Raw genomic sequence first — 12,522 nt, 5'->3', positions numbered from 1 at the left:
CCCCGCCGCTGAACCGGCCGGATTTCTGGCAGGCGCTGGGCGACAAGGCGCCGACCTATATCAGCGGCATCGTCACCAAGGGCTTCGCCAAGCCGATCACCGTGAACGGCGAACGCTATATGGGGCTGATCATGGTGCCGGTCGCCGGAACCACGGATGAGGAACTGGCGCAGATCACCACCTGGGTTCTGTCTGATCTGGGCCAGACCGACCAGTCAGTGACGCCTGCCCAGATCGCCGAGATGCGCGCCAGCATGACCACGCAGGATGATCTGAAGGCCCTGCGCCCGCCGACGGAGTGAGAGCATGATGAAACAGCCCCTGCTGGCTTCGCTTCTGGTTCTGGCCACGGCTGCACCGGGTGTCGCGGGGAATACCGCGACCTCGCCCCGTGCGAACTATGTGCTGCATTGTTCCGGCTGCCACGGCATGCAGGGGCTGGGCACGGTGGAAGGCGGCATTCCCGCCTTTCCCAATTCGGTTGGCCATATCGTCAGCATCGAATCCGGTCGTGACTACGTCATGCACGTGCCCGGCGTGGTCGGGAACAACATGACCAACGCTCAGATCGCGGAGGTGATGAACTATATCCTTGATCAGTGGTCTGATGGCAGCGGCCATTTCACCGAGGCCGAGGTGACGCGCCGTCGGGCGGTGCCGGTTGGCGATGTCGTGATCTATCGCCGCAAGGTGGTCGAGGATCTGCGCAATCTGGGCATCGAGATTGCGGAATATCCCTGGCCGTGAACGGGCGGTTCCGGCGCTGCTGATCCTTGCGGTCATGGCGCTGGCCGATCCGTGGCGCAGTGGCGGGCTGTTCTGGGACTTCGGCAATGCGCTGGGGTTTCTGGCATTGGCGGGCTTGTTGTTCCAGATGATCCCCGGCCCGCGTGGCACACCCCGCCCGCATGAATTGCTGGGCTACTGGGTTCTGGCCATTGCCGGTCTGCATGCGTTCTGGTTTCTCGCGGGCGATGCCGTGGCGCGGTTCTATCTATTGCCGGGTGGTTCCCTGCATATGTGGCTGGGCCTTGCCGGTCTGTTGCTTCTGGCAGGGCTGAGCATCCTTGCCCGCATGCCTGATCGCCGGCGCCTGCACCCGAGCTATCGCGGCTTTCGCAGGCTGCACCGGCATCTTGCGCTGGCCTGTCTGGCGGCAACGCTGCTGCATGTCCTGTTGAGCGGTTTTTATCTGCCTATGTGGTGGCAGGCGGCGGCTCTGGCCGCCATTGCGCTGGCCTGCGCCTTTGGTCGCCGGATCTGGCCGCGCGCATCCGCTGTTCCGGTTGCAGCCTGGCTGGGGGCCGGTGGCGGGGCGGTGGCCGTCTTCGTCCTGATGCGTGAGGTGATGCCGTGAAATGGCTGCTGGCCGCGCTGTTTCTGGCCGGGGTGGCGCTGGTCGTCACCGGATTGCCGATGGGCCAGCCGCTGCCGGAGCGCGCGGCCCGCTTCGGGGGCAGCCTTGCGGTGCTGCCGATGACCTTCACCCATCAGTCCCATTTCGGCAAACCCTGTGCGACCTGTCACCACGAGTTTGTCGACCGCACGGCCGGGCCGCCCTGCATGACCTGCCATGTCACCGACCAGAAGGTCGCCCCGCTGCTGGAGGCGCAGTTCCATGGCCTGTGCCAGAGCTGCCATATCGACGAACATGCGGCGGGCAGGCCCTCTGGTCCCACCCGCCGCTGCATCGCCTGCCATCTGGACGATCACGCGTTCTGAGCCGCCTCGTTGCGCAGCATCTCCTGCATCCGGTCGCGCATGACGAATTTCTGCGGCTTGCCCGTGGCGGTCAGCGGCAGGTCAGTCACGATCCGCACATGGCGCGGGATCTTGAAATGCGCGATCTGGCCCTTGCAATGGTCGCGCAATGCCTCTGCCATCAGCGTGCTGCCGGGTTTCAGCACGACCCAGGCGCAGACCTCTTCCCCGAAAGTATCGTCGGGGATGCCGAAGACCTGCACATCGCTGACCTCGGGGTGGCGGATCAGGAACTCCTCGATCTCGCGCGGGTAGATGTTCTCGCCGCCCCGGATGATCATGTCCTTGACCCGTCCGACGATTGTGCAGAAGCCTTCCGCATCCAGCACGCCCAGATCGCCGGTGTGCATCCAGCCGTCTGTGATACTGGCCTCCGTTGCGGCCTCGTCGCCCCAGTAGCCCGCCATCACCGAATAGCCGCGGGTCCAGAGTTCACCCTTTTCACCTACCGGGACGGTGTTACCCTCGGCGTCCACCAGCTTCACCTCCAGATGCGGATGGATGCGGCCCACGGTTTCGCAGCGCTTTTCGGTGGGATCGTCGGTAAAGCTTTGGAACGAGACGGGGGAGGTTTCGGTCATGCCATAGCAGATCGTCACCTCGCGCATGTGCATGTCGCGGTTCACGCGTTTCATCACCTCGATGGGGCACAGCGCCCCCGCCATGATGCCGGTGCGCAGGGTGGACAGGTCGCGGTGCTGGCGATCCAGTTCCTGCAACATGGCAACGAACATGGTGGGCACGCCGTAGCAGGCGGTGGCACCTTCCGCCGCGATGGCGTCAAGCGTCTGCGCCGGGGTGAAGCCCTCACCGGGGAAGATCATCTTCGCGCCCTTGCTGACCGCGCCCAGCACACCCATCACCATGCCGAAGCAATGATAAAGCGGCACCGGAATGACCAGCCGGTCGGCTGAGGTCAGAGCAATACGGTCGGTCACGAAACGCGCGTTGTTGACGATGTTGAAATGCGACAGTGTGGCGCCCTTGGGCATGCCAGTGGTGCCCGAGGTGAACTGGATGTTGATCGGGTCCGAAGGCGTAAGCCCGACCTCGATGCCGTCCAGCCGCGCCAGAAGGGCAGGGGTGGCACGGCCGGTCAGATCGGTGAAGGCGATCATGCCGGAGGACGCGTCATCGCCCATGACCACGATATGCCGCAACTCCGGCAGGCGGGAGCAGGCCAAGGGCCCCTCACGGCCCAGTTCCGGGGCCAGTTCGCGGATCATTGCCACATAATCCGAGCTTTTGAACGAACGGGCCGTGATCAGCACGCGGCAGCCAACCTTGTTCAGCGCATAGTCGAGTTCCGACAGACGGTAGGCCGGATTGATGTTTACCAGAATGGCGCCGATGCGGGCGGTGGCGAATTGCGTCAGCACCCATTCCAGCCGGTTGGGTGACCAGATACCGACCCGGTCGCCCTGCGTCACCCCGAGTGACAGTAAACCGGCGGCGCAGCGGTCCACCTCTTGCGCGAAAGCCCGATAGGTCAGCCGCTTGCCTGTTTCGCAGAACACCAGCGCCTCGGCATCACCATGGCTGGCGACCGCCTCGCGCAGAAGCTGCGGGATGGTGGCCTGTTTTAGCGGTGGTTCCCCGGGGCCGGTGACATGCGACAGCCCGTCTTTCGGGGCGGCGCCTGCCGCCATTGCATGAGACATGTTTGATCTCCGGAAAGGGCAAGGCCCGCCCGGCGGACCGGGCAGGCGGAGCCGTCAATGGTGGCCTCAGCCGCGCGCGACGTTCAGAACCTGCATCTGGGTGTATTCGGCCAGCCCTTCGACAGACTGTTCCACCCCGAGGCCCGAGCCCTTGAAGCCCGCCATCGGAATATGCGGCCCGATGTTGAGCTGCTGATTCACCCAGATCGTGCCAGAGTCGATCTGGCCCGCGATTTCGGTTGCCTTGTCCAGATCGGCGGAATGGACAGACCCGCCCAGCCCGTATTCGGAGGCATTGGCCCGCGCGATCACGTCCTTCACATCGCTGAAGCGGATCACCGGCAGGATCGGGCCGAACTGTTCCTCGTCCACGATACGCTGGCCGTCGGTTACATCACGCACAATGGTCGGGCTGATGAAATAGCCCTTGCCAGTGCGCAACTCGCCCCCGGCAATGATGCGGCCGCTGGTGCGGGCATCTTCCAGATAGCCCTTCACCTTCTCGAACTGCGCCTTGTTCTGGATGGGGCCGACGGTGGTGCCCTGCTTCAGCCCGTCATCCACCACGGCGGCCCTGGCGATGTCGGCCAGTGCGTCGCAGAAATCGTCATAGATCGCGTCATGCACATAGGCGCGCTTGATCGCGAGGCAGACCTGACCTGCGTTGAAGAAAGCCCCGCCATAAACTTTTTCGGCGGTCGCGCGCACGTCGACATCGGGCAGCACGATGGTCGGATCATTGCCGCCCATTTCCAGCGTCACGCGCTTCATCGTGTCGGCTGCGCTGGCCATGATGCGCTTGCCGGTCTGAGACGACCCGGTGAAGCCGATCTTGGCGATGCCCGGATGGGTGGTCATCTTCGGGCCGAGATCATTATTGTCGGTCAGGATGTTGACCAGCCCCGCGGGCAGGATACGGGCGCAGATCTCGCCCAGCTTCAGCGTGGTGACGGGTGTTGTCGGTGCGGGTTTGAGGATGATGGCATTCCCGGCCATCAGCGCAGGCCCGATTTTCCAGCAAGCCAGCAGCAGCGGGAAATTCCACGCGACAATGGCGCCGACCACGCCCAGCGGCTTGTGCCGGGTCTCGATGCGGAATTGCGCATCGTCCTGAATGATCCGGTCGGGCAGCTGCAGAGTCGAGGTATGCAGCAGGTAGCCCTGGCTCCACTCCACCTCGCCCGCCGCTTCGGGCAGGGGCTTGCCCTGTTCCATGGTGATGGTCCGGGCCAGATCGTCGGCATTGGCGCGGATGGCGGCGGCCAGATCCTCGATCACGGCGCGGCGCTCGGCCATGGTGGTCCTCGACCAGATCTTTTGCGCCGCCGCTGCGGCGGCGACGGCCTCGTCAAGGTGGGCTTCAGTCGCGTGCGGAACGCGCGCGAAAACCTCTTCGGTGGCAGGGTTGATGACGTCAAGCATGCGCTCGCCTGCCACCAACCTGCCGTTGATGAGCATTTTGTAATCCATGGCTTCCTCCCTCGACGGCAGACCGCCGTCTCTGGGCAGAGCTTAAACAGGCGAAGCGGGTGGTGTCTGGGGCTGCGGCGCCAAATCATCCGCGTACGGTGCCAAAATAATCAAGCTAAATCAATGACTCGTAAGAGAATTAGCAAAGAGGTGCGGAAGCCGCGCCCGGATCGTCTGCAAGGCTTGATCCGGGCGCCTTTCTGGTTTGGCCTTAGTTCGGCAAGGCTCCGCAAAAGCCGCCCGATGCGGCAAGGCCAGAGCCGAAGGCAAAGACCACGGGTGCCTTGTAAGGGTTGGGCGGTGTGGTCGTGAGGTCGAAGGCCAGCAGCCCGGCAAGACCAAGGACCATCAGCGTCGCGGTGAAACGGCGGGTCATGCGCGTGCCTCCAGCCCGACCATCGGGCGAATGCGGATGCCGACAAAGGCCCCTGCGAAGGCGGCCGCGAACCAGACCCAGCCGTGCAGGCTGCCGGTAGAGATGCCCGAGAAGAAGGCGCCGACATTACAGCCAAACGCCAGCCGCGAGGAATAGCCCAGCAGCAGCCCGGCGATGATCGTGGCGATCCAGGCGCGGGCCGGATAGCGGGGCAGGGGCTGTGACAGGCCGCCGCTGCGCCATGTGGCGACACCGAACGCCCCGGCGATCAGGCCAAGATTGGTCAGCGAGGTATAATCGGTCAGCAGAGAGCTTTGCAGTCGCTCGACCGAGCCCGGCGCGCTCCAGAAAGCCGAGCCGGACAGATCCGCCCCCATGGCGCTGGCGCCCTTGGCAGCCCAAAGGCCCAGACCGTAGACCACGCCCCAGGGCTGGCCCGCGATCAGCAGGTTGCCGATGCCAAGGGCCGCAAGCAGCAGGGCCGCGACGACATAACGTGTCGGCAGGCGCCGCGTGCCGGGTTTGCCAAGCAGCCAGAACAGCCCGGCCACCAGCGCCAGCCCTGCCAGCGTCACTCCAAGCCCGAAGCCGCCGCGGAGTGTCAGCACCGGCAGCGCACCGAGGCTTGTCCACCAGACCAGCCCATAGGCCCCGGCGAAACTGCCGATGGCAAAGAACGGCAGGGCCAGCAGTCCGACCGGATTGCCCGAGCCCGCATTGACCAGCGTGCCCGAGCCACAGCCCAGCACCACCTGCATCGCTGCGCCGAAGACGAAGGCGCCACCGATCATGGCCCAGCCGATCGGCGCCTGTGCCCCCGACAGCTCCCCCGGGTGGCTGCTGAGCAGCGGGATGGCCACGACCGCGACAAGGGCGATGGCCAGAAGCTGCGCCAGCACCCCGGCGGGTTCGCGCCGCAGGATCATCGCCCTCCACGGACCGGCAAAGCCGAAGCGCAGCCCCTCCAGCGTGATGCCGAAGCCGAGGCCGATGGCCAGCATCAACCCGTAGCGCGCGCCCACGAACAGCGCGACCAGCGCCACAGCCGCCAGCGCCCCGGCGAGCAGGCCCGCGCGCCGAAGGCCCTGACCGGATGCCCGTGCCGAAACCGTGCCAGTGGCGGACATCAGTTGCCGCCCGTCAGTTGATTGAGCAGATTGGTGAACAGCCCCGGCTGGTTCGCCATCTCGCCATCGGTATGGGAATATTCGACCATCGAGGCGGGATAGAGCCGGACATTCTCGATCCCCGCCAGTTCGGACAGCGCGAACCAGTCGGTCGCGGCCCAATGGCCGGTGTTGCAGAAGGACACCACCTCGTCATTCGCGCCGATGCCCAGCCGCGCCTTCAGCGCCGCCACATCGCCGGTCGGGTTGATCGCCGTGGCGCCCGCGCGGAAGAATTCGGTGTAAGGCAGATTCTGCGCGCCGGGCAGCGTGCCCGGACGGGCTGCGGCGGGAGCGGCCTTCTTGCCTTCAAAGAAGGCGGGCGGACGGGCATCGACAAGGATGGCCTTGCTTTTGCCCGCGACGACATCGCTTACAGCGGCAGTATCGGCGGTCCAGGTATCGTTCCAGGTGATCGTCAGGTCGGTCGGCGCCGGGGTCACGGCGGTGGTCGAGATCGGCAGCCCGGCATTGGCCCATGCTGTCGCCCCGCCGTTCAGCACCGAAAGTTCGGTAAAGCCCGAGCTTTTCAGCGTCCAGTAAACCCGCGCGGCGGCACCGAAATCGGTATCGGTATCGCCCTGCGACACGATGACCACCGGCCGCGCCGGATCGAGGCCCAGCGATTCATAGGTTTCTTCCAGCTTCTCGACCGGGGGGACGGCGCCCGGATTCTCCTCGGGGCCGCGGAACAGGCCGTAGGGCGCGGAAACCGCGCCTTCGATATGGCCCTCGGCATAGCCCTTGGCGCGGATGTCGAGGATGATCGGCGCCTCGGCGCTGGCGGCGGCCAGCTCCGCAGGGGTGACCAGCGGGCCAAGATCGGCTGCGAAAGCAGTGCTGGCAAACAGCGCGGCGAGGCCTGAAAGAGGAACAAAGGCAAGACGGGTCATCGGGGTTCTCTCGCTGAAGGAGGCTTTTGTTCTCATTTCATGGGTTCTTGTCGGATGATCAAGGAACCAATCCTGCCTCCTTGGGTATTTTGCCGGGATATTTTCTTGGCCTTTGGCTGTGCGCGCGCGCAGTTGAATCCCTTCAGCGCGGCGGCGGGAATATCTGCACCCGATCCCGTGCCAGAGGGGAACAGGTTTCTTTTTTGCCGGAACAGGCGGGCAAATCCCAAAACCCGCCCGGCCTGTGTCGCGGGGATCGGTTGACAGCTTCATTTCCGCAGGCAAGGCTCTGGGGGTTGCCGAAAGACCCTGCTTGCCATGACCCATTTCCAACTCGACACCAACGCGCTGGACCCCGGCCAGCGGATTGCCGAATTCGAAGCGGCCTGCGCGCAGGTCTGTCAGCTGATGGTTGCGCCGACGGGCGAGGATTTCGCCTCGCGCACCTCGATTGCGCTGATCGGGCAGGCGGTCTTTGCCGATACCAGCCATTCCGCCTGCGTGACCAGCCGGACCCTGGCGCTGGCGGCGGGAACGGGTGACAATATCCTGCTGCATATCCCGTTTTCCGGCGGCTTCACCATTCGTCAGCGGGGCGGCAACGAGCAGGCCTGCGCGGTGGGCTCGATCTACCTTGATCCGACCGGGGAGCCAGGCGTCGCCCGGTTTGAGGGGCAGGGCGCGCATGCCTTCTACCTGTCGCTTCCGCGTGCGCTTCTGGCACCGGCGGGCGACAGGCTTGCACTTCGGGCGCAGATCGCGCTGACACCGCAATGGCGACTGATGCTGGCCTATGCCCGTGCCATCCACGCCGAAGCGGCGCAGTTGTCGACATCCGATCTGGAACAATGCGGCACGCATCTTCAGGATCTGGTGATGCTGGCGATCGGGGCCGACCGTGAAACCGAACAGATCGCGCGGGGACGGGGCGCGCGCGTTGCGCGGTTGCGGGCCATCAGGGCGGACATCGAGCGGCACCTGACCAGCCCGGATCTTTCGTCCGGCTGGATAGCGGGGCGTCATGGAATCTCGCCGCGCTATCTGCGGGCACTTTTTGCCGATGAGGGTACCTCGTTCACGGATTACGTCCTGAGCAGGCGTCTGATGCTGGCCTGTCGGCGCCTGTCTGACCCGATGCAACATGGGCTGCCGGTCAGCCGGATTGCCGCCGAAGCGGGGTTTGGTGACCTCTCCTGGTTCAACCAGCGGTTCCGGCAGGCTTTCGGACAGACCCCGACTGAAACGCGCAATCTTGCTCTCCAGCGGTTGCGCGACGGGGGGCAGGGTTCCGTCTGACCCGCATTCACTGCCGCTCGGCCCAAGACGCGCGGCCATTCTCGCAGCATGATCGCGCATGACCATGAGCCGGAGACCGCCATGCCCCTGATTTGTCATCGTCTGTGCGCGACGCTGCTTGCGCTTGGCCTGGCTGTGCCTGCCATGGCCCAAAGCCGCACGCTGATCGTGATGGACGGGTCGGGCTCGATGTGGGGGCAGATCGACGGGCGACCCAAGCTGGAGATTGCGCGCGAGGTGGTGGCCGATGTTCTGGCGGATATGCCCGCCGACCGGGTGCTGGGACTGATGGCCTACGGGCACCGGGAACGCGGCAATTGCGCGGATATCGAACTGATGGTGGCGCCCGAGGCCGGCAGCGCGACGGCGATCCTCGATGCCGTCCAGACGATGCGGTTTCAGGGCAAGACCCCGTTGACCGAGGCCGTGCGACAGGCGGCCGAAGCATTGCGCAGCACAGAGGAACCTGCAACCGTGGTGCTTGTGACCGACGGGATCGAAACCTGCGAGGCCGACCCTTGCGCGCTGGCCGCTGAGCTGGAACAGTCCGGCGTCGATTTCACCGCGCATGTCATCGGCTTTGGCCTCACTCGCGATGAGGCGGAGGAGGTCGCGTGTATCGCCGACAATACCGGCGGGCGCTATATCGAGGCCTCGGATGCCGGGGGCCTTGCAGGCGCGCTGGAGCAGGCGGTGAGCGGGGCAGAACTTCCCGCGCCGGAACCTTTGCCCGAACCGGAGCCCGATGCCCCGGCGCGCCATTTCCCCGGCGATGTCTGGATGCCCGGTTTCGCCATTGCCACGACAGGCCAGAGTTTTGGCCCCGACCTGCCGGAACCCGCCGCTTTCGACTTTCCGGCAGACGGCACCGCCGAAGCCTGTCGCGCCATCTGCGAGGCTGACGGCGCCTGCGGGTCATGGCGTTTCGAACCCGTCGGCAGCTTCTTTGTGGAGCATGCACGCTGTTTTGCGTTCCGGCCAGGCACCGAGTTTCGTCCCGATGTCTATCCCGTTGCCGATGGTTTCGTGTCGGGCATGAAGCCGGGTGTTCCGGGCCTGACCTCGCCCTTTGTCGGGATCGGCGCCAATGTGACCGCGCGCCTGACGCCGACCGGGCCGGTTCTGCCGGGTGAACCGTTCACCGTGCTGTGGGCTGGTCCCGCCGGAGCGGATGACTGGGTCGGGATCGTGCCCGAGGGGCAAGAGGACACATCCGGGGATCTCTCATATTTCTATGTCGCGGAAACCATAGAGCCGGGGGATCGCCCCGAAGGTGCGGGCAGCATGACGGCGCCAGACGCGCCGGGGCGCTATGTGCTGCGCTACGTTCTTGGTCGCAGCGCCGACCGTCGTGTCATCTTTTCCATGCCGCTGGAGGTGGGGAGTGATGCAGGCGTTCCCGTCCAGATCCCGGTGCGGATTTCGCCCCCGTCCGGATACGAAAATGATCCGGTCTCGTGGAGCGCGGTGCCGCTCACACCCCTGGCTTCTGCGCCCGAGGCCGTGGCGATGCCCGAAGCCTTTTCCGGGGCGTGGGAGACCGCGCTTTACCCTGGACGCTGGCAGGTCGAGGGGCTTGCTGCCGGGGGGATGTATTTCGCTGCCGAGATCGAGGTAACCGCAGACGGGGCACGGACGTTCGAGATTCCGGTGGGCTTTGAACAGGCGGGAATGGGCGAGGATGCTCCCCCTGCCGAGCCGGTGCCTCTGCCGGGTGCCACCCCCTATAAAGATGCCGCGACCGGCCTGTCGTTTAATCTGCCAGACGGATGGCAGGCGGAGGAGGCGCTCTTCGCGGAAACGGCTGCCGGGGCGAGGGCACGCTTTCCGGGCGTCACGTTGACGGGGCCGGATGACAGGATGCTGGTGCTCAATCCGCTGCAATGGCTGGTGCAGAACGGTCCATGCGAGGAAAGCGCGCTGGGGCCGCTGTGCGTCTTCGGGGGGACAGACGCTGTGACCGATGGAGCAATGGCCGTGATTCTGCCCAGCCTGTCGATGGCCAGGGCACCCTCTTTCGGGGGTGTCGCGTTCCGGCCGGCCGGCGACGACCCGATTTCCACGCTTGTCCCCGGATGGAGCCCCGAATGACCCGTCTTGTTCTGAGTATTGTCACCCTCCTGGCGGCGCCCCCCGCGCTGGCGCAGGAAAAGCTGGTTGTCGCGGATTGCGGCGCGGGCGGTTGCCGCTGCGCACTGGCGGCGGTGACGATGGAAGAGGCCGAAGTCGTTCTGGGCACTGCTGCACCTGCGGGCAGCACGACGCTTGTGCGCTTTGACGGCGATTATATCTGGAGCCGCCTGTCCCTGCGCGAGATCGACCTTGCCGCCGGTGGCGACGGGGAATGCCCGCTGGAGCTTTTCGATGTGATGTTGCCGGAGGATGGCAAATGGATCGGCACCGTGACCGGCAGGCAGGTTTCGCACTGCCCGGCCGGTCTGGATGCGGCGCTGGACCCGATGACCGATGCGCTGGTCTTCCCGCGGGATATCGTCTGGAACGGTGCCTTCCATCCGGACAGGTTCCGCATGGAAGGCGCGGCCCGCGCAATCGACTGGAGCCGTGTGGATGACACCCGTTTCACGGGGAAGGGGCCCGCGGTGAGTCAGTCGGGCGCGTCCTCGCTGGTGGACATTGGTGTCACCTATGACGCGCGGCTGGTTGACCCGCGCCTTGCCCGCATCGAAGTGCAGTTGAAGGTGCGGGCACAGGGGGCTTCGCAGGCCGTGATCGACGCGGCGGGGCTGGGCAAATGTGATGTGCGCGTCACCGTCGACATTGCCAAGGCCTCGGGCTGACCCGGCTGCGCGGGCGTGGTTTACGGCGCACCGATCTGCCGGGCCAGTTTTCCCAAGGTCTGCAAGCCAAGTTCGATGGCGCCAAAGCCTTTGGCCTGCTGGAACTCGGCCGCCGAACTGAAGATCATCGCCAGCGTGACGGTTGTCGTGCCATCCGTCTCGTCGAACTGGGCCCAGGCGTCGGCGTGTTTCGGCCCGTTTTCGCCCCAGAGCAGCGTATAGCCCAGCCGCTCGGGCTGTCGAAGTTCGCCATAGCGGTGATGGTTGGGGAAAACCGTGCCGTCCGGCCCGATCATGTCAAACACCCACTCTCCGCCCGACCGCAGGTCGATCCGTTTGGTACGGCAGGAAAACCCCTCTGGTCCCCACCATTGCGGTAAGGTGTCCGGGTTTACCCAGGTGTCCCAGACCAGTTGCCGCGGCGCCCTGATCGTCCGCCGGATCACCATGGTCCGTTCGGCGGTCGCTGCGAGATTGCCAAGCCCGGCATCGAAGCCCTGTCGATAGCCTGCCTCCATATCCCCTGCCATCAAGGAAAGCTGCACCGTGACCGAGAGGTGGGAGCCTTCGCCCTCGGGGGTGAAATCTGCCGTGACCATGGCTGCCGATTGCACCACGCCATCAACGGAAACGACCTCGTAGTTCACGCTGCGCTGTGCCTGCTGCATGTCCAGCCAGCCGACCTCGCAGCGGATGTCAGGTTGTCCGTCGACCTTGCACAGGGAGATTTCGCGCCCGCCGGTCCGGCTGTCAGCTTCCAGAAACTCAACCGAGACGGTGGGCGTGGGGGCCGCCCAGACCGCGCGTGCGGCGGGTGCGGTCCAGGTCTGCCACAGGGTCGCGACGGGTGCCGCAACCTGCCGTTCGAAATGCAGCGTGGCAAAGCGGCCCATCACATCAGCCCGCGCGCATAGGCTTCGAGCTGGGTCGCGACCGTGCCCCAGCCATCGAAGAAGCCCATGGACTCATGCGACTTGCGGGTCTCGGGATTGCGGTGGCGGGCGATGGCGGTATAGGTCGTGCCGCCGTTAGGGGCATCCGACAGCAACAGGATCGCTGTCATGAACGGCTCCGGCGCGGGTTTCCACCCCTCGGTATAAG

At 65.4% G+C, this 12,522-nt stretch carries 14 protein-coding genes (1 of these 14 only partly in view); 7 read left to right on the top strand and 7 right to left on the bottom strand.

All coding sequences use genetic code 11. The features are described from left to right. The 4 genes from AO684_RS16355 to AO684_RS16340 all read left to right on the top strand — a co-directional run. On the top strand, positions 1–302 hold a 302-nt coding region (locus AO684_RS16355; protein WP_200907826.1), incomplete at its 5' end, for a hypothetical protein. Positions 303–306: 4 nt separating this feature from the next. Continuing rightward, entirely contained in the window at positions 307–747 is a 441-nt protein-coding gene (locus AO684_RS16350; RefSeq protein ID WP_054303805.1) for a hypothetical protein, read from the top strand. Continuing rightward, positions 725–1,357 (top strand): hypothetical protein, encoded by a 633-nt coding sequence (locus AO684_RS16345; protein ID WP_054303804.1) that lies wholly within the window; start codon positions 725–727, stop codon positions 1,355–1,357. The genes AO684_RS16350 and AO684_RS16345 overlap by 23 nt, the downstream gene beginning before the upstream one ends. Continuing rightward, a complete protein-coding gene (locus AO684_RS16340) occupies positions 1,354–1,722 on the top strand; it encodes a cytochrome c3 family protein (RefSeq protein WP_054303803.1) in 369 nt (122 codons plus the stop codon). The genes AO684_RS16345 and AO684_RS16340 overlap by 4 nt, the downstream gene beginning before the upstream one ends. Here AO684_RS16340 and AO684_RS16335 read toward each other — a convergent pair. The 5 genes from AO684_RS16335 to AO684_RS16320 form a co-directional block, all read right to left on the bottom strand. Then, the gene (locus AO684_RS16335) at positions 1,710–3,422 is read right to left on the bottom strand and encodes an AMP-binding protein (RefSeq protein WP_152968452.1); all 1,713 of its coding nucleotides are present in this window, start codon (positions 3,420–3,422) and stop codon (positions 1,710–1,712) included. The genes AO684_RS16340 and AO684_RS16335 overlap by 13 nt on opposite strands. Positions 3,423–3,488: 66 nt before the next feature. Beyond that, complete coding sequence (locus AO684_RS16330) at positions 3,489–4,892, bottom strand: aldehyde dehydrogenase family protein (protein ID WP_054303801.1); 1,404 nt, start codon at positions 4,890–4,892, stop codon at positions 3,489–3,491. Between the two features lie 211 nt (positions 4,893–5,103). Further along, positions 5,104–5,268, bottom strand: a complete 165-nt coding sequence (locus AO684_RS22075) for a hypothetical protein (protein ID WP_170120578.1) — start codon at positions 5,266–5,268, stop codon at positions 5,104–5,106. Further along, entirely contained in the window at positions 5,265–6,395 is a 1,131-nt protein-coding gene (locus tag AO684_RS16325; RefSeq protein ID WP_054303800.1) for a YeeE/YedE family protein, read from the bottom strand. Before AO684_RS16325 ends, AO684_RS22075 begins: the two co-directional genes overlap by 4 nt. After that, positions 6,395–7,327: a sulfurtransferase gene (locus tag AO684_RS16320; RefSeq protein ID WP_054303799.1), complete on the bottom strand. Its 933-nt coding sequence runs from the start codon at positions 7,325–7,327 to the stop codon at positions 6,395–6,397. Before AO684_RS16320 ends, AO684_RS16325 begins: the two co-directional genes overlap by 1 nt. A gap of 318 nt (positions 7,328–7,645) precedes the next feature. On the opposite strand from AO684_RS16320, the gene AO684_RS16315 reads away from it, so the two are divergent. From AO684_RS16315 to AO684_RS16305, 3 genes are all read left to right on the top strand, one after another. Next, on the top strand, positions 7,646–8,623 hold the full coding sequence (locus AO684_RS16315) for a helix-turn-helix transcriptional regulator (protein ID WP_054303798.1): 978 nt from the start codon (positions 7,646–7,648) through the stop codon (positions 8,621–8,623). A gap of 81 nt (positions 8,624–8,704) precedes the next feature. After that, positions 8,705–10,714 carry a VWA domain-containing protein gene (locus tag AO684_RS22070; RefSeq protein WP_082401078.1) on the top strand — a complete coding sequence of 670 codons (2,010 nt, stop codon included), beginning with the start codon at positions 8,705–8,707 and terminating at the stop codon, positions 10,712–10,714. After that, positions 10,711–11,421 carry a hypothetical protein gene (locus AO684_RS16305; RefSeq protein WP_054303796.1) on the top strand — a complete coding sequence of 237 codons (711 nt, stop codon included), beginning with the start codon at positions 10,711–10,713 and terminating at the stop codon, positions 11,419–11,421. Before AO684_RS22070 ends, AO684_RS16305 begins: the two co-directional genes overlap by 4 nt. A 20-nt stretch (positions 11,422–11,441) precedes the next feature. On the opposite strand, the gene AO684_RS16300 is transcribed toward AO684_RS16305, so the two are convergent. Together AO684_RS16300 and AO684_RS16295 are read right to left on the bottom strand one after the other, a co-directional pair. Then, the gene (locus AO684_RS16300) at positions 11,442–12,314 is read right to left on the bottom strand and encodes an SRPBCC domain-containing protein (protein WP_054303795.1); all 873 of its coding nucleotides are present in this window, start codon (positions 12,312–12,314) and stop codon (positions 11,442–11,444) included. Further along, positions 12,314–12,522, bottom strand: partial view of an SRPBCC family protein gene (locus tag AO684_RS16295; protein WP_054303794.1) — the 3' end only. It continues 265 nt past the right edge of the window; only the last 209 of its 474 coding nucleotides appear in the window; its start codon lies beyond the right edge, outside the window — the gene reads right to left on this strand; it ends in the stop codon at positions 12,314–12,316. Before AO684_RS16295 ends, AO684_RS16300 begins: the two co-directional genes overlap by 1 nt.

The organism is Gemmobacter sp. LW-1 (assembly GCF_001303875.1).
Lineage (GTDB): Bacteria > Pseudomonadota > Alphaproteobacteria > Rhodobacterales > Rhodobacteraceae > Gemmobacter > Gemmobacter caeni.
The sequence above is the reverse complement of the archived record's forward strand: the minus strand, read 5'-3'. Positions and strand labels throughout refer to the sequence as shown.